The organism is Ruegeria alba (assembly GCF_022321465.1).
Classification (GTDB): Bacteria; Pseudomonadota; Alphaproteobacteria; order Rhodobacterales; family Rhodobacteraceae; genus Ruegeria_B; species Ruegeria_B alba.
This window is the reverse complement of sequence record NZ_JAKOEM010000005.1, coordinates 131,669-147,737: the sequence shown is the minus strand read 5'-3', so window position 1 is coordinate 147,737 and position 16,069 is coordinate 131,669. Positions and strand designations below refer to the sequence as shown.

Annotated in this window: 20 protein-coding genes; 8 read left to right on the top strand and 12 right to left on the bottom strand. The window is 63.1% G+C overall.

Going from position 1 to position 16,069, the window contains the following annotated elements:
• Positions 1–3: 3 nt before the first annotated feature.
• Entirely contained in the window at positions 4–561 is a 558-nt protein-coding gene (locus MB818_RS08625) for a PqiC family protein (protein ID WP_238904805.1), read from the top strand.
• On the opposite strand, the gene MB818_RS08620 is transcribed toward MB818_RS08625, so the two are convergent.
• Complete coding sequence (locus MB818_RS08620; RefSeq protein WP_234216281.1) at positions 558–1,301, bottom strand: hypothetical protein; 744 nt, start codon at positions 1,299–1,301, stop codon at positions 558–560. The two genes, MB818_RS08625 and MB818_RS08620, sit on opposite strands and share 4 nt — an antisense overlap.
• A 189-nt stretch (positions 1,302–1,490) precedes the next feature.
• Between MB818_RS08620 and MB818_RS08615 the strand changes: the two genes are divergently transcribed.
• On the top strand, positions 1,491–2,219 hold the full coding sequence (locus MB818_RS08615) for an FkbM family methyltransferase (RefSeq protein WP_234137747.1): 729 nt from the start codon (positions 1,491–1,493) through the stop codon (positions 2,217–2,219).
• A 106-nt stretch (positions 2,220–2,325) separates the two neighbouring features.
• Here MB818_RS08615 and MB818_RS21975 read toward each other — a convergent pair whose 3' ends face one another.
• The 3 genes from MB818_RS21975 to parE all read right to left on the bottom strand — a co-directional run bounded on the left by MB818_RS21975 (position 2,326) and on the right by parE (position 5,468).
• Positions 2,326–2,451 (bottom strand): hypothetical protein, encoded by a 126-nt coding sequence (locus MB818_RS21975; protein WP_255700019.1) that lies wholly within the window; start codon positions 2,449–2,451, stop codon positions 2,326–2,328.
• 325 nt (positions 2,452–2,776) lie between these two features.
• Complete coding sequence (locus MB818_RS08610) at positions 2,777–3,517, bottom strand: heme biosynthesis HemY N-terminal domain-containing protein (protein ID WP_238904804.1); 741 nt, start codon at positions 3,515–3,517, stop codon at positions 2,777–2,779.
• Entirely contained in the window at positions 3,510–5,468 is a 1,959-nt protein-coding gene (gene parE / locus MB818_RS08605) for a DNA topoisomerase IV subunit B (protein WP_238904856.1), read from the bottom strand. Before parE ends, MB818_RS08610 begins: the two co-directional genes overlap by 8 nt.
• 151 nt (positions 5,469–5,619) lie before the next feature.
• Here parE and MB818_RS08600 point away from each other — a divergent pair, with 151 nt between their 5' ends.
• The gene (locus MB818_RS08600; protein WP_238904803.1) at positions 5,620–6,228 is read left to right on the top strand and encodes a peroxidase-related enzyme; all 609 of its coding nucleotides are present in this window, start codon (positions 5,620–5,622) and stop codon (positions 6,226–6,228) included.
• Positions 6,229–6,573: 345 nt separating this feature from the next.
• The gene (ppk2, locus tag MB818_RS08595; RefSeq protein ID WP_238904854.1) at positions 6,574–7,470 is read left to right on the top strand and encodes a polyphosphate kinase 2; all 897 of its coding nucleotides are present in this window, start codon (positions 6,574–6,576) and stop codon (positions 7,468–7,470) included.
• A gap of 27 nt (positions 7,471–7,497) precedes the next feature.
• Here ppk2 and MB818_RS08590 read toward each other — a convergent pair whose 3' ends face one another.
• Genes MB818_RS08590 through MB818_RS08580 form a run of 3 tightly spaced genes read right to left on the bottom strand, consistent with a single transcriptional unit; the run spans position 7,498 to position 9,637 of the window.
• Positions 7,498–8,109, bottom strand: a complete 612-nt coding sequence (locus MB818_RS08590) for a glutathione S-transferase family protein (RefSeq protein WP_238904802.1) — start codon at positions 8,107–8,109, stop codon at positions 7,498–7,500.
• On the bottom strand, positions 8,106–9,005 hold the full coding sequence (locus MB818_RS08585; RefSeq protein ID WP_238904801.1) for an alpha/beta fold hydrolase: 900 nt from the start codon (positions 9,003–9,005) through the stop codon (positions 8,106–8,108). The genes MB818_RS08590 and MB818_RS08585 overlap by 4 nt, the downstream gene beginning before the upstream one ends.
• The gene (locus tag MB818_RS08580) at positions 9,002–9,637 is read right to left on the bottom strand and encodes a TIGR02453 family protein (protein ID WP_238904799.1); all 636 of its coding nucleotides are present in this window, start codon (positions 9,635–9,637) and stop codon (positions 9,002–9,004) included. The genes MB818_RS08585 and MB818_RS08580 overlap by 4 nt, the downstream gene beginning before the upstream one ends.
• Positions 9,638–9,747: 110 nt before the next feature.
• On the opposite strand from MB818_RS08580, the gene MB818_RS08575 reads away from it, so the two are divergent.
• On the top strand, positions 9,748–11,100 hold the full coding sequence (locus MB818_RS08575) for an MATE family efflux transporter (RefSeq protein WP_234137753.1): 1,353 nt from the start codon (positions 9,748–9,750) through the stop codon (positions 11,098–11,100).
• A 109-nt stretch (positions 11,101–11,209) separates the two neighbouring features.
• On the opposite strand, the gene MB818_RS08570 is transcribed toward MB818_RS08575, so the two are convergent.
• A complete protein-coding gene (locus MB818_RS08570; protein WP_234166971.1) occupies positions 11,210–11,611 on the bottom strand; it encodes a hypothetical protein in 402 nt (133 codons plus the stop codon).
• Between the two features lie 16 nt (positions 11,612–11,627).
• Positions 11,628–12,830 (bottom strand): pyridoxal phosphate-dependent aminotransferase, encoded by a 1,203-nt coding sequence (locus MB818_RS08565; protein WP_234177181.1) that lies wholly within the window; start codon positions 12,828–12,830, stop codon positions 11,628–11,630.
• 92 nt (positions 12,831–12,922) lie between these two features.
• Here MB818_RS08565 and MB818_RS08560 point away from each other — a divergent pair, with 92 nt between their 5' ends.
• From MB818_RS08560 to MB818_RS08550, 3 genes are all read left to right on the top strand, one after another.
• A complete protein-coding gene (locus MB818_RS08560; RefSeq protein ID WP_234137756.1) occupies positions 12,923–13,315 on the top strand; it encodes a helix-turn-helix domain-containing protein in 393 nt (130 codons plus the stop codon).
• A complete protein-coding gene (locus MB818_RS08555) occupies positions 13,312–13,569 on the top strand; it encodes a succinate dehydrogenase assembly factor 2 (RefSeq protein WP_234144791.1) in 258 nt (85 codons plus the stop codon). Before MB818_RS08560 ends, MB818_RS08555 begins: the two co-directional genes overlap by 4 nt.
• Before the next feature lie 83 nt (positions 13,570–13,652).
• Complete coding sequence (locus MB818_RS08550) at positions 13,653–14,144, top strand: MarR family winged helix-turn-helix transcriptional regulator (protein WP_430539070.1); 492 nt, start codon at positions 13,653–13,655, stop codon at positions 14,142–14,144.
• Here MB818_RS08550 and MB818_RS08545 read toward each other — a convergent pair.
• From MB818_RS08545 to MB818_RS08535, 3 genes are read right to left on the bottom strand one after another with little or no spacing between them, the layout of a single operon-like run.
• Complete coding sequence (locus MB818_RS08545; protein WP_238904796.1) at positions 14,138–14,902, bottom strand: DUF1194 domain-containing protein; 765 nt, start codon at positions 14,900–14,902, stop codon at positions 14,138–14,140. The two genes, MB818_RS08550 and MB818_RS08545, sit on opposite strands and share 7 nt — an antisense overlap.
• On the bottom strand, positions 14,899–15,588 hold the full coding sequence (locus tag MB818_RS08540; protein WP_238904793.1) for a DUF1194 domain-containing protein: 690 nt from the start codon (positions 15,586–15,588) through the stop codon (positions 14,899–14,901). The genes MB818_RS08545 and MB818_RS08540 overlap by 4 nt, the downstream gene beginning before the upstream one ends.
• Positions 15,588–16,016 (bottom strand): VOC family protein, encoded by a 429-nt coding sequence (locus MB818_RS08535; RefSeq protein WP_011047011.1) that lies wholly within the window; start codon positions 16,014–16,016, stop codon positions 15,588–15,590. Before MB818_RS08535 ends, MB818_RS08540 begins: the two co-directional genes overlap by 1 nt.
• Positions 16,017–16,069 lie beyond the last annotated feature (53 nt).

Below are 16,069 nucleotides of genomic sequence, written 5' to 3'. Positions count from 1 at the left end.
CCCATGAGACGACTGTTTGCCCTTGCTCTTCTGGCGCTGGCCGCTTGCGCCGGCCCCGAGGAACGCTATCTGCTGCCCGAGATCACCGGGGTCGAGACCTATCGCAACAGCGCCCGTACCATCCAGGTGACGCGCATGGACCTGCCCGCCTATGTCAGCGACAGCGAAATCACGCTATTGGGCGAGGACGGGGTGTTGCGGCCCACCAAGACCGGATTCTGGGCGGATGAGCCCGAACGCGCCCTGACCGAGATGCTGGCAGCGGGGCTGGATCAGGCGCTGACCGCCTCGGTCGCCGCCGATCCCTGGCCGTTCGAGGGGCTGGCCGATATCCAGGTTGCGGTCAAGGTGCACCGCCTGTCGGGCGTGCCGGGGCAGGCGCTGGCCTTTTCCGGGCAGTATTTCCTGACCTCACCCGCGCATGGCAATCTGGAGCGCGCCCGGCGGTTTTCCTATTCGGTGCCGATGAACGAGGCCACGATCCCCGCCTTTGCCGCCGCCCAGACCGAGGCACTGCGCCTGTTGGTCAATGAGATCGCGAAAACCATTGCACGGGGCTAGCGCAGCTCGACGATGGATTTGCCCAGCCGGAAAGGCGCGGCAAAGCTGACAAGGCACAATGCCAGCACCTGGATCAGCAGGATATGGGCATTGGCCTGCAGATACTCCCATTCCGATTTCAGCTTGCCGATCTGCGCGATCAGATCCTCATAGGCGCGGGCAAGGATCTGAAAGTCGCTGGCAATCAGCGGAACCTTGCGGCGCATCGCCTCGAGCGCCGTCTCGGTCGGGGTATCGAGCGTGGCAAAGACCAGGAACTCGTCGACGGCAAAGGACTCGACCTGATCGGACATGTCGCGCATGCTGGGACTGCCGAACAGCAGGTGCAGACCGGCCAGCGGCGCCACCTCGCCGGTGACAGCGATGAAAAGCGGCAGATCGGCATTGCTGGCGGTCGAGGCAGACAGAAACTCGACCTTCTCGCACAGGACGGCGATGTCGTCGTCATAGGCCGGGTCGCAGAATCGCAGCCGGAAGCGCGCCGCGTCGCGGTCGAATGCGGCGGTGGCGGCATAGGCGATGTCGATCTGGCGGTCGAGGCGCGAGTGATCGGCCTTGTACAGCCCCGCCAGCACCGCCACCAGCGCGCCAACACCGCCCAGTACGACCCAGACCAGATCGGCGATTTTCCACGCCCGATGCCCTGCGGGCTTGTACAACAGCAACCAGCCCGTGCCCAAACAGCCGGCAAGAAAACAGAACAGGATCAGTGGCAGTTGGTTATCTGTGAGGACGTTCATGCACCGAAGTTAGGGTAAGCACCTGCGATCCTGCAATGGCAGCGCAGTATTCTTGTGATTAGCTGTGAGACGGGCGGCGATACCTCTCGCCAGGCGGAACCCTTGTAGCGGCAGGACGGGCTTTTGCCGGTTGTGTAGAGTCTAGGCGCGGTTACAGTCATGGACGACAGATCTGACGTCAGGAGAGCCATGACCTTGTTTAACGATCTCGCGCGCCGGTTCTTTCCGGCCATTCCCAGTGTCGACTCCGCATATGGGATCAAGCTGGCAGAGAACACCGGGGACTGGACATACAAGTTTTATGTCAGAGGATCGTACGGGTTCTATTTCTCGGATTATCTGAAATCGGTGGACGAGCCTTTTGTCTTTCTCGATATCGGTGCGAACCAGGGTCTTTATGCGGTGATTGCCGCGCTCAACCCCAATTGCAGGAAAGTGCATGCCTTCGAACCGGTTGCGGATACGGCGGTCTTTCTCAAGCGCAATCTGCGCCTGAACCGGTGCCGATCCGTTCGGGTGCATCGTGCGGCGGTATCCGATCACGTGGGAACGGCGCAGATCACGCTGAGACAGGATCATTCCGGCGCGGCCTCTCTCGAAGGTATGAATGGCCGCAAGCTCGACGAACCCGGCCGGGTGATCGAGATAAAGACCCTGTCAGCGGCAGAGCTGCAAAGAAAGATCGGTACGCCCAGGGCCCGCGTGATCGTCAAGATCGACGTCGAGGGGCACGAAGAGGTGGTGCTGGCGCAACTGATGCAATGCGCCTTTTTCGACCGGGTTACCGACCTGTTCTATGAGTGCAACGAAAGCTGGATTTCGCCACAACGGATCGAGACGTCGTTGCGCGCGCGTGGCTTTACGCGCTTCGACCGGCAGGGTGAGGGCACGCATTACGACATTCACGTCCGGCGCTGATAGACCGGCGCAATGGCCCCGGCTGTCGGGAGATTGTCCAGATCAGCCGAGGGGGCGGGTTGGACCCCGCCCCCCTGTTGCTAAAGACCGAGGGGGAAACGGGAGGTTACTTGCCCTTGGCGCGGGGGGCGACCGGGGCGGGTTTCGCCAGTCCGGCGGTGGCCAGGACCTTGGGCTTTTCCTTCTTCGGTTTCTTGGCCTCGCGATTGCCGCGATTCTTTTCCTTGGACATGGGGTTGGTCTCCTGACGGGTCCGGCGGGCACCATGCCTGCCGAGAGGGGTAGCTTGGCCGTTGCTCTGGGTGTCAGGGTTGCCTGACCCAAAGGGGGCAGGGCGATGAGACTTTCGACGCAGCAGGGGCGCGGGGCCTCGCGGTCAACCGCCGCCTGCATGGGGGAATCTATGCGGGGGGTTGGGGTGCCGCAAGGGGGGTGACGGGTGGCGGAGGAGGTATTTTTGTGGGGTTGTGCGGGCGGTGGGCAGGGGGCGGTGGGCAGGACTGCCCACCCTACGCTGGCTCCCTAACCTAAGTTTGTTGTACACGCCAGATTTGCTGTCACATAATTTTCAATATATAGTCACGATGAGTTTTGGCAATTTCAGACAACCTCATGGTTTTGTTGCCTTTTAGAAGGACTTCTAACTTGCTGTGCTTTTCAAACCAGTCTTTGTCTATTGGCAAAAATGTTTTGACGTACTCCGTACCTTTTTCAATTACCGCAATTGCTTTTCTGTTTCGAAAATCACTTAGTTCGACGATGTATTGATCCTCCTTGCCAATCACCTTCTCCAGCTTGCGTAACTTTATTGTCCTGCCGTCGACAGTTCTTTTCGTATCTCGATCCGGATTTCGTATCTTTGCTCCGCCCTTAGCGTAATAGAAGTAAGGAGTAACTTCTACGACGGTGTTGGCAATACCGTATCGCATGGCCAGTGTCTCATTAGCATGTCGGCCTATTTCGTAGGTGTAAGGCTCAGGTTGAATATCTGAATCTCTAAGTTTTGCCTTGGCAATTTCTTTTTCTTTTTGGGCTGCGAGCCATTCTTCTTTGGCAGCCGCCATTCGTGCTTCTTGGCGTGCCTTTTTAGCAGCTTCTTCTACTTGGTTCCTGTGCCAAGCATAAACAAACAATACGAATAACAGAATTGGAACAGCGATGCGCCAGAATAGAATCATTAGGAAAAAAGCGGCTAAGTAAATAATTATCTTAAAGATAACAGTGCCTTTTCCAGATTCATCTGATTTGTTTCTCCTCCATCCTCTCAATGTATTTTGTATTTTGAAGCCCTCAAACATCCAACTCCTCCACGAACCGTGCGTTCTCCTGGATGTACTGGAACCGCAATTCGGGTTTCTTGCCCATCAGACGTTCCACCAGGTCGCCGGTCTCGCCGGGTTCGTCCTCGTCAATGGTGACCCGGATCAGCTTGCGGGTTTCGGGGTTCATGGTGGTGTCTTTCAGGTCCTTGGCGTCCATTTCGCCCAGACCCTTGAAGCGGCTCACGTCGATCTTGCCCTTGCCGCCCAGCCCCTTGGCCAGCCATTCATCGCGCTCGGCCTCGTCCAGGCAATAGACCCGTTTCGCCCCCTGCGTCAGCCGGTAGAGCGGCGGGCAGGCCAGATAGAGGTGGCCGGTGTCGATCATCGGGCGCATCTGGGTAAAGAAGAAAGTCATCAGCAGCGAGGCGATATGGGCGCCGTCGACATCGGCGTCGGTCATGATGATGATCTTGTCATAGCGCAGGTCATCGACGTTGAACCGCGTCCCCAACCCGACGCCCAGCGCCTGGGTCAGGTCGCTGATCTCCTGGTTGGAGCCGAGTTTCGACGACGCCGCGCCCAGCACGTTCAGGATCTTGCCCCTGAGCGGCAGCAGCGCCTGGGTCTTGCGGTCGCGCGCCATCTTGGCGGAACCACCGGCGCTGTCGCCTTCGACGATGAACAGTTCCGTGCCCTCACGCGATGTGGCGGAACAATCGACCAGCTTGCCGGGCAGGCGCAGTTTCTTGGTGGCGGATTTGCGCTGGGTTTCCTTTTCCTGACGGCGGCGGATGCGTTCTTCGGCGCGCAGCACGAGGAAGTCGAGGATGGCGCCCGCGGATTTGGTATCGGCGGCAAGCCAGTTGTCGAAATGGTCGCGCACGGCGCCTTCGACCAGGCGCTGCGCCTCGACGGTGGCGAGGCGGTCCTTGGTCTGGCCCACGAATTCGGGCTCGCGAATGAAGCAGGAGACCAGCGCGCAGCCGCCCGTCAGCAGATCCTCGCGGGTGATCTGGGCGGCCTTCTTGTTGTTGATCAGCTCGCCATAGGCGCGGATGCCCTTGAGGACGGCAGACCAGAACCCGGCCTCGTGCGTGCCGCCCTCGGGCGTGGGGACGGTGTTACAATAGGACTGGATGAAACCGTCGCGGGACGGGGTCCAGTTGATCGCCCATTCGACCTTGCCGGGGGTGTTGAATTTCTCGGTGAAATCGACGGTACCGGCAAAGGGCTGCTCGGCATAGGTGGAGGCGGCGCCCAGCGTTTCCTTGAGGTAGTCGGCCAGCCCGCCGGGGAAGTGAAAGGTGGCCTCGGTGGGCGTTTCGCCATCGTCGATGGCCGATTTCCAGCGAATCTCGACGCCCGAGAACAGATAGGCCTTGGAACGGATCGATTTGAACAGGCGCGCGGGCTTGAACCGGTGGTGGCCGAAGATTTCCTCGTCGGCGTGGAAGGTGACGGTGGTGCCGCGCCGGTTGGGGGCAGCGCCGATCTGTTCCACGGGTCCGAGGGGGAGGCCGCGCGAAAAGCGCTGTTCAAAAAGCTGCTTGTCGCGGGCCACCTGCACGACCATGGAATCGGAGAGCGCGTTGACAACAGAGGCGCCGACGCCGTGCAGGCCGCCCGAGGTCTGATAGGCCTTGCCAGAGAACTTGCCGCCCGCGTGCAGGGTGCAGAGAATGACCTCGAGCGCTGATTTTCCTGGGAATTTCGGGTGCGGGTCGACCGGGATGCCGCGCCCGTTGTCGCGCACGGTGAGCGCGTAATCGGCGTGCAGTTCCACCTCGATCCGGTTGGCGAACCCGGCCACCGCCTCGTCCATCGAGTTGTCGAGGATTTCGGCCACCATGTGATGCAGCGCCCGCTCGTCGGTGCCGCCGATATACATGCCGGGACGTTTGCGAACGGGTTCCAGCCCTTCGAGCACCTCGATCGAGGAGGCGTCGTAGGTGGCGGTGTTGGCTCCGCTGAGAAGATCTTCGGGCATGGGGCTGCTCATGTTCTTGGGTTGGCCTGCATTATGGCAGGTGATGTGGTCGGGGGAAAGAGGGACGCTAAGGGTTGTGGACAACTCCGCGCTTGTCTTTGTGTCGGGGCTGCGCTCCTCTGTTGGGAAGCGATACGAAGGGAATGCGCGCATGAGCTGGATAAGAACCATCCCCTTTACAGAGGCGACGGGCAAGCTGCGCCGACTCTATGACCGCGTGACCGGGCCGGGGGGCAATGTGGACAATATCATGATGGTGCATTCGCTCAGGCCTCACTCGATGGAAGGGCATATGGCGCTGTATAAGAATGTGCTGCACCACACGGGCAACAGCATTCCCAAATGGTTTCTCGAAGTGCTAGGCGTCTGGGTCAGTTCACTGAATGGCTGCGTTTACTGTGTCGAGCATCATTTCGCAGGGTTGGTACGGCTTTTGAGCGACCCGGCTAGCAGCGATGCGATCCGGGCGGCGATCGAGGCGGGGGCGCCCGAACAAGCGCCGCTTGAGGCGCGCGAGAGGGCCGCGATGGTCTACGTGCGCAAGCTGACCGAGGCACCGGCGGACATGTTCGAGGCTGATGTCGCGGCTCTGCGCGCGGCAGGCTGGGACGATGGCGAGATCCTCGAAATCAACCAGGTCTGCGCCTATTTCGCTTATGCCAACCGGACGGTGCTGGGGCTGGGCTGTTCGACCGCGGGCGATGTTCTGGGGCTGTCGCCGGGCAATTCCGAAGATCCCGACGACTGGGGGCACCGCTAGGGGGCGCTGCCCCCCGGTGCAAAATTCGCAGAATTTTGTCACCTCCCCCGGAGTATTTGCAGCAAAGTGAAGGGTGGAGGCGGGACCTGCCATGGAAAGATCTGCCAATTTGTAACGTTTTCTTGACACGGATCAACGCGGCGACACTGCGGGGCGGCTAAAGTCGCGCCCAGATCGGAAAGAACGGAAAACGAGGAGACAGAACTCTTGGAGAAAGCAAAGCCCATCGCCCCGCAAAAAGACAGCAAGGCCAACGGCGCGGGTGCCGCCGATCCCGTCGTCAAGGTGGTCGGCGCGCAAGACCCGGCTGCCGATGCCAAGGTTGAAACCGTGGCCGTGCCCTTGATGGAGGCGGGGCCGCGATCGGCGCGGAACCGGCGGATGCCGACCCCGGAGAGCGTGCGTCATGCCTTTGAAAGCGGCAAGTATCCCTATAGCCGCAAGATGTCCCGCCGCCCCTACGAGGCGGAAAAGGCGATGTTGCAGGCCGAACTCTTGAAGGTTCAGCTTTGGGCGCAAGAGACCGGCGAGCGGTTCGTGCTGCTGTTCGAGGGCCGCGATGCCGCGGGCAAGGGCGGCACCATCAAGCGGTTCATGGAGCACCTGAACCCGCGCCAGGCCCGTGTTGTCGCGCTGAACAAGCCGACCTGGGAGGAAAAGGGTCAGTGGTACTACCAGCGCTATGTGCAGGAGCTGCCCACGGTGGGGGAAATGGTGTTCTATGACCGCTCCTGGTACAACCGCGCCGGGGTCGAGCGTGTGATGGGCTTTTGCACGCCCAATGAGTATCTGGAGTTCATGCGCCAGACGCCGGACCTGGAGCGGATGCTGGTGCGCTCGGGCATCCGGTTGTACAAATACTGGTTCTCGGTCACGCAAGAGGAGCAGCAGCGCCGGTTCAAGAGCCGGGAGACAGACCCGCTGAAACAGTGGAAACTGTCGCCCATTGACAAGGCGAGCCTCGACAAGTGGGACGATTATACCGAGGCCAAGGAGGCGATGTTCTTTTACACCGACACCGCCGATGCGCCCTGGACCATCATCAAATCGAACGACAAGAAACGCGCGCGTCTGAATTGCATGCGGCATTTCCTGTCGACGCTTGATTATCCCGGCAAGGATATCGAGGTGGTCGGCGCACCCGACCCGCTGATCGTGGGCCACGCCCATCACGTGATCCACAAGTCCGAGCATATCCTGGGCACTGCCCTGCATCCCGACCAGCGGGCCAAGCAGGACTGATCTCAGTCGCCGCCACCTGCGGGAGCTTTAGTCGCCGCCGCCCGCGGCGAGCGCGCGCTGGAAGGCCGGGCGCGCGGCCATGGTGGCGGCGAATTCGGCGAGCCGGGGAAACTCGGCCGCACGGCCCAGCCGCGCCACCACGCCGGCGGGAAAGCTGAGCAGGATGTCGGCGGCGCTGAGCCCATCCAGTACGAAATGGCCCGAGGGGCGCAAGCTGTCCTCCATGAAGCGGAAATGGCTGGTCAGTTCCGCCTGGATGCGCGGATGCAGCGGCGCGCCTGCCTCGCCCAACAGGCCGACATAGAGATTGAGCAGGATCGGCGTCATCACCGAGCCTTCGGCGAAATGCATCAGTTCCAAGTGTTCGGCCCAGGCGGGGCTGTCCTGCGGCGGCATCATCTGCGGCGCGTGGCGGGTGCAGAGGTAATCGACGATGGCGCCGGATTCGGCCAGCCGGATACCGTCGGTCTCGATCACCGGCGATTTGCCCAGCGGGTGGATGGCGCGCAGTTCGGACGGGGCGAGGCGGGTCTTGGGGTCGCGCTCGTACCGGATGACGTCGTAGGGCAGGCCCAGCTCCTCGAGCAGCCAGAGGATGCGCAGCGAGCGCGATTGCGCCAGGTGGTGGACGGTGATCATGGGGCGGTCTCCGGTTGGGGCATCCAGTCCAGGATGGCGGCGGCGACCCGGTCGGGCGCCTGATGGCACAGCCAGTGGTCGGTGCCGGGGATGGTGATGCGGGTGAGGTCGGAGGCGAACGCCTCGAGCCCCTCGGTCGCCTCGGGCAACAGCGCGCGGTCGTCCGGCCCCCAGAGCAGCAGATGCGGGCAGCGCACCCGTAACCGGTCGAGCGGCAGGTCGGGCAGATCGGTGCGCGGTTGCCCGGGGGCGGCGATCACCAGAGGCGAGGCGCGGTACCAGTTGAGCATGGCGTCGAGCCTGCCGGGGCGTGCCCATTCGGCCTTGTAGTCCGCCAGCCGCTCGGGGCTAAGCCAGCCCTGCCCGCCCATGTAGCGGGTGAAGAAACCGGTCAGTGCCTTGTAGCCATCGGCAGCGAAATGCTGGGTCGCCTCGGGCGCGCGCAGGGCGTTCATGTATTGCGAGGCCGCCGATTGCGCGCCGCCCGCCGCCAGCGCGCGCTGGAACGGCACCGGGTGAACGCCATTGGCGATGATCAGGCGGTCGACCAGTTCGGGGCGGAACATGGCCAGCCCATAGGCCACCGCCGCGCCCCAGTCATGCCCCAGCACGGTGAGCGGCGCACCGAGGGTTTCGGCCAGCGCAGCCATGTCCGCAACCAGATGTGAGGTGGCGTAATGCGCGACGCCCTCGGGCGCCCAGCTCTGGCCATAACCGCGCTGATCGGGGGCGATGCAGTGAAACCGGTGGGCCAGATGCGGCGCGAGGTCGGCCCAGGCGCCGCCAAATTCTGGAAAGCCGTGCAGCATCAGCAGCGGCGGCAGCGCCGGATCGCCCCAGCGGCGCAAAAAGAACGGGTTGTCGTTCAGATCAATCGTCTCTGTCTGCATTGTCATTTGCTCGTCTCCAGCAACTGGGACATTGCCGCCTGCATCGGGCGCAGGCGGTCAAATGCCACCACGATGCGCCCGAGCAGGTCGCTCCCTTCGGGCGGCAGGTCGATCCAGGCGGTCAGCGACTTGCGCCGGGCCAGATCGGCTAGCGCATCCCCGGGCGCGATTGGGGGCGCGGGCCGTTTCAGTTCCGGTTCGGACAGGCGCAGCCCCTGATCCATCAGCGCCGCGAGTGCCGCGCGCAGCACCTCGCCCCGCTCGGGCAGGCTGGCGCGATAGCGGGCCAGCGTGGCCGTGTCGAACCCCATCCGCCCGCCGCCTGCGGTGACATAGTCGGGCGAGACGCCAAAGAACCATTGCGCCCCCTCCGGCGTGGTCCAGAGCAGGTGTAGATGGGTGGTATAGGGCGTCTTGTCCTTGGAAAACCGCACATCGCGCTGCGTTCGGAACAGTTTGGTCGCGGTGCCCGGCCCCAATCGCGCCGCCACCTGATCCAGCAACAACTCTGCAGGGCGTTTCAGCTCTGCGTCGTAACGTGCTTTCCGCGCCGTGAACCAGTCGCGGCTGTTGTTGGCCGCCAACTCAGCCAAAAAGGCGCGGGCTTCGGGGATCAATCGGTCGAACGGGTCTGGCATCGCACCCTCTTTAGTTGAGGAGACTCTGTCAGGCTATCAGGACAGGACGGTGGCGCAAACGGCGAAGATGGTACTTGCCCTCACGTCGGGCCGCACCTAAGCGTGGGCGAATGACCAAGGTGATGACATATCGCGGCCATGCAAGGGCAATCGCGGTGCTGGGCCTGCCGCTGATCGGCGGGCATCTGGCGCAATTCGCCATCGGGCTGACCGATACGGTCATGCTGGGCTGGTACGGGGTCGAGGCGCTGGCGGCGGTGACGCTGGGCAGCAGCTATTTCTTCGTGCTGTTCCTGATGGGCGCGGGCTTTGGCTGGGCGGTGATGCCGATGGTGGCCGCCGCTGCCGCCGAGCGGGACGAGACCAGCATCCGGCGGGCGACTCGGATGGGGCTCTGGGCCTCGCTGATCTTTACGGTGCTGGCCTTGCCCCTGTTGATCTGGTCGCAGCCGATCCTGCTGGCGTTGGGGCAGGAGCCCGAGATTGCCACCATGGCGGCAGAGTATCTGCGAGTCGCGGGCTGGGGTATGATGCCGGCGCTGACGGTGATGGTTCTGAAATCCTATCTCGCGGCGCTGGAGCGGACGCAGGTCGTGTTTTGGATCACGGTCCTGTCGGTCTTTGCCAACGCAGCTGCCAACTATGCTCTGATCTTCGGCAATTGGGGGGCGCCGGAATTGGGAATAACCGGGGCGGCGATTGCCTCGATCTGCACCCAGATGGTGTCGCTGGTGGCGGTGGTGGCCTATGCGCTGTGGGTCCTTCCGCAGCACACGCTGTTCCGCCGCTTCTGGCGACCGGATGGCGAGATGTTCCGGCGCGTGGTGCGGCTGGGGGTCCCAATTGCCCTGACCAATTTGGCCGAGGTGAGCCTGTTTTCCGCCTCTGCCGTGATGATGGGCTGGCTGGGGGCGGTGCCGCTGGCCGCCCATGGGATCGCGATCCAGTTGGCTGCGGCCACGTTCATGGTGCATCTGGGCTTGTCGAATGCCGCGACTATCCGGGCGGGCAATGCCTATGGCCGGCGCGACCGCGAAGGGATGGCGCGCGGCGGCAAGGTGGTGATCGCGATGTCGCTGATGATGTCCCTGGTGACGATCGCGCTGTTCTTGACCTGCGCCGAGCCGCTGATCTCGCTCTTCATGGAGCCGGACGACCCGAACCGGCCCGAGATCCTGGCCATCGGAGTCGGGCTGCTGGCGATGGCGGCGCTATTCCAGCTGGTCGATGGTGCACAGGTGATGGCGCTGGGCCTGTTGCGCGGGGTGCAGGATACGACCGTGCCGATGATCATGGCCGCGGTCAGTTACTGGCTGGTCGGCATCCCGGCCTCTTACATGCTGGGATTCGTGCTGCACTGGGAAGGGATCGGCGTCTGGGCCGGCCTTTCCCTGGGGCTCGCTTGCGCGGGAAGCTTGCTGATGACCCGGTTCTGGTGCCGCTCGATCCGCTTGTTGAACTAGCCGCACGCGCGGTTCAGGCACATTTTCTTGCAAAGAAAATGTCCAAAGAAAATGAGATTTTCTTTGGCAGAATTTCTTTGAAATTCTGTTTGCCGAAAGGGGGCGACCTTCAACCCTTCATCAGCCGGTCCGCCTTCTTACGGACGAGCACCGAACGCAGGTCGTGCATGGCCAGTAACAGGGCGTCGGTGACCTCTTCCAGCTGCGCGTCGCTCGCCTTGGATTGCACCCAATGCGTGGTCAGGTTCAGGTAATCCACCGCCCGGTGGATATCGTCGATATCGCGCCGCGCCAGCAGGTTGGTGCGCTCGGCCATCCAGCGCTTGATCTCGCGCAGATCCTCGGGGCTGAGCGTGCGCCCGCCTTGGGGCTTGATATCGCCATTCTTGACGTTGACGACGGCAATGTGATCCATCTCGATCCGGCGCTGGCGGTTTTCCGTGTCGACGCGAAAGACAAAGGCGCCGTTTTCCCGGACCCGGAAGTAATAGTCTGGCAATTCGGCGCCCATTCCGGTGTCTCCCGTTTCAGGTCAGTGACGCGCAGAAGCGCTGGATGCGGGTGCAGGCCTCGGTCAGGGCCGCATCGGAGGCAGCGTAGCTGACGCGGAAATTCGGGGAAAGCCCGAAGGCCGCGCCAAACACCACCGCCACGTCGGCCTCTTCCAGCAATGCGGTGCAAAAGGTCTCGTCGCTGTCGATCACGGTACCGCTGGGCGTGGTCTTGCCGATCAGGCCGGCAATCGAGGGATAGACATAGAACGCGCCCTCGGGGGTGGGGCATTCGATGCCGTCGATGGCATTCAGCATCGAGATCACCAGGTCGCGGCGGCGTTTGAAAAGCGTCGCGTTCGGGGCCAGGAATTCTTGCGTGCCGTTCAATGCCTCGACCGCTGCCCATTGGCTGATGGTGCAGGGGTTCGAGGTGGATTGCGACTGGATCTTGCGCATGGCCGCGATCAGTTCGACCGGGCCCGCCGCATAGCCGATGCGCCAACCGGTCATCGCATAGGCCTTGGACACGCCATTGCAGGTCAGCGTGCGCTCATAAAGGCCCGGCTCCACCTGTGCGGGGGTGCAGAATTCGAACCCGTCATAGGCGAGATGTTCATACATGTCGTCCGACATCACCCAGACATGCGGGTGACGCATCAGCACATCGGTCAGCCCCTTCAACTCGTCCCGGCTGTAGCCCGCGCCGGTCGGGTTCGAGGGCGAGTTGAAGATGAACCATTTCGTGCGCGGCGTGATTGCGGCCTCAAGTTGCGCCGGTGTCAGCTTGAATGCGGTCTCCAGCGCGGTTTCCGCCACCACCGGCGTGCCGCCGCCCAGCAGCACCATGTCGGGATAGCTGACCCAATAGGGGGCGGGGATGATCACCTCGTCACCCGGGTTCAGTGTCGCCATCAGCGCATTATAGAGGGTCTGCTTGCCGCCGCTGCCGACCGAGACCTGGGCGGGGGTATAGGTCAGCCCGTGGTCGCGCTGCATCTTGGCACAGATCGCCTGTTTCAGCTCGATAATGCCGTCGGGCGCGGTGTACTTGGTCTTGCCCGCCGCAATGGCGGCGGTTGCGGCATCCTTGATGTTCTGCGGCGTGTCGAAATCCGGCTCGCCCGCGCTCAGCCCGATGATGTCGCGGCCTTCGGCCTTGAGTTCGGCTGCCTTGGCCGTCATGGCAACGGTGGGCGAGGGTTTGACGCGGGACAATGTCGCAGACAGGAAACTCATGGCGGCCTCGGTTTGAATGTTGCGCGTCCCTGTCATAGGGTGCGCCCAACCGACGATCAAGCAGGTTGCGGAGGCAACCGGAAAGGACCGCTATGAGCGACGAAACCGATTGGTACGGACCCGAGGCCGCGACCTTTGGCGACCGTCTGGCTGCGGCGCGCGAGGCCGCGGACATGACCCAGGCGCAACTGGCCCGCCGTCTTGGGGTAAAAAAGAGCACGATCAGCGGCTGGGAAAACGACCTCTCCGAGCCGCGCGCCAATCGTCTGTCGATGCTGGCGGGGCTGCTGAATGTCTCGATCGTCTGGCTGATCACCGGCGAGGGGCAGGGCGGCGAGGCGTTGACCGAGACCGACGAGACCGCCCGCGACATGGCGGCCTTGCTGACCGAATTGCGCAGCCTTCGCGCTGATCTTCAGGCCAGCGGCCAACGCGCCGCGCGGCTGGAGAAGCAGCTGCGCCAGATCATGGAGCAAACCGAGTGAGCGAAAGCCGCGAAACCCGGATCAAACGGATGCGCATGCGGTCGATGCGGCGCGGGATCAAGGAGATGGACCTGATCCTGTCCGCCTATGCCGACCGCAATATCGAGGCGATGGATGCGGGCGCGCTCGATCTTTACGACGCGCTGCTGCACGAGAATGACCAGGATCTCTATCAATGGGTCACGGGGCAGGTCTCTGCCCCGGACCGTTATCGGGATTTGATCGCGGATATCGCGCAAACGTTTCAAAAATAACACAGTTTTCAACTTAACTGATTCTTTGGGTTTTCGTCTCAGAGTGTTCGGCAAGCAGCAGCGAGTCGGAGAGACGGATGAGTATGGAGAGGCAGATCGCCCAGGCCGGCGCCAAAGGCTTCATGGCAAACTATCTGGAGGCGCTGTCTCTGGTCGAGCGGTTGCACCGGCTGCTGCTCGACGTCATCAAGGACGAGTTCGAGCGGGTCGGCGTGCTGGAAATCAACGCGGTACAGGCGCTTTTGCTGTTCAATATCGGCGATAACGAGGTGACGGCGGGCGAATTGAAAAGCCGCGGCTATTACCAGGGCAGCAATGTCAGCTACAACCTCAAGAAGCTGGTCGAGATGGGCTATATGCATCACCAGCGCTGCGAGATCGACCGCCGGTCGGTTCGGGTCAGGTTGACCCAGCGTGGTCGCGAGATCCGAGATGTGGTGGCCGAGCTGTTCATGCGCCATGCCGAGGGGTTGCAAAGCCGTGGCGTGCTGGGGCCCGACGGAATCGAGGAGATCACCTCGGCTCTGAAGCGGGTGGAGCGGTACTGGACCGATCAGATCCGGTACATTTATTGAGGCAGGACAGGCCCAGGCAGGACAGGCGCGTGTAGCTGCGTCGCGGTGCGGGCGGGAAGGGCAGAGAGAACCAGCCCCTCCAGCTCGCGCCGCAGTTTCCGCTCCATTGCGGCCTGATAATCGTCATATCCCAGCGCCACCTCGACAAAGGCGCCGGGCCCCAGGATCACCCAGGCGCCGTAATAGGCCGACAGCTCTCCAATCTGGGTCTGGCGGAGGTCCGTGGAGGTCATGCTGTCCGCGCCAATGACCAGCGCGTTGACGGTCAGGTCGGTGCCCTCCAGCGCGGCCTTTACGGCGCGGGGATGCGGACCCATGTTGTGCTTGCCATCGCCGGACAGGTCGAGTGTGCGTTTCCAGCAATCGGGCTGTTGGGCCAGCAGGGTGGCCCCGTGACGCATCGCGGGGCCGACGGCCGTTCCCGGCGGCGCCGCAGCCCTGCGGGTGGCGCGCAGGGTGGCCGCGACTGCCTCCAGATCGGCTGTGGTGCCGATCTGCCGCCAGGGCAGGATCAGGCGCTGAAACCCCGGTTCGCTCCATTCATAGACGGCCAGCCGGATCGGGTGGCCGGGCATCGCCAGCAGGCGCGACTGAACCGCGGGCGACAGCAGCGCGGCGGCCAGCCCCTCGAGTTGCAACCGGTATTCGCGCGCATCGACCGAGCCGGATACGTCGAGCCCCAGTGCCAACGCCTGCCGACACCCGGCCCAGCCGGGCGCGGGCAGCAGCAGGACCAGAAGCGTCAACACGCGGATCATCGCAGCCCCCCGATCACCAGCCCGGACAGTTCCCGCTCCAGCTTGCGCCGCATGGCGCGTTCGAAATCGGCAAAGCCCTGCGCCACCTCGAGAAAGGCACCGGGGCCATGCAGCACCTCGGTCTCGAAATAGGGGATCAGCTGAATCTCGGTCTCGTATTCGGCCCCGTTGATCGCCAGCCCGTTCACGGTAATCCCGTCAAACGCCGGTGTGGCATAGGCCGCGCGTGGGCCGAAGCCCTCGTTATTCTCGCCATCGCCCGACAGGTCGATCGTGTGGAACAGGCAGTTGGGGCCGCGCGCCAGCAGCGCCGCGCCATAGGCCAGCGCGTGTCCCATTGCGGTGGGCGCCTCGGTCGTGGCGCGCTGAGACGCCGCAATCCGGGCGGCGGCGCTCTCCAGATCGGCGCGCGAGCGGATCAGCACCCAGTCTACCAGCAGGTGCTGGTTGGTCGGTCCGCTCCACTCATAGGCGGCAAGCGCCACCGGTTGCGGTGTCGACAAGGCTGCGCGCACCACTTCGGGGGCCAGCAACGCCGTCGCCAGCCCCTGCCGCTGCAACCGATCCTCGCGGGCATCGACCGAGCGCGAGACATCGAGCGCCAGGGCAAGGGCCAGGCGGCATTCCACAGCCGACGCCTGCGTTGCCAGCAGTGCAAGCAGACAGGCAGCGGCGTCCCGGCGCATCACCAGTGGCCGGTGCTGTCCATGCTGACCCAGGGTTCGGCCGGGTCCAGCGCGGCACCGTTCTGCAACAGCTCGATCGAGATATTGTCGGGCGAGCGGATAAAGGCCATGCGCCCGTCGCGCGGTGGCCGGTTGATGGTGATACCGTTCTCTTGCAGCATCGCGCAGGTGGCATAGATGTCGTCGACCCCATAGGCGAGATGCCCGAAATGGCGGCTGTCGCTGGGCAGCCCGTCGTCACCATCCCAGTTATAGGTCAGCTCCAGCGGCGTCTCGTCCTGACCGGGTGCGGCCAGATAGACGAGGGTAAACCGCCCCTCTTCGCTGTCGTAGCGGCGGATTTCGCGCAGACCGAGCAATTCGTAGAAGGCCATGGATTTTTCCAGGTCCTTCACGCGGACCATGACATGCAGATATTTGAGCGGCATCGCTTGATTTCCTGTTCTGGGTGTCGGGCGAAGCCTAGCGCAGTGGCCGGCAA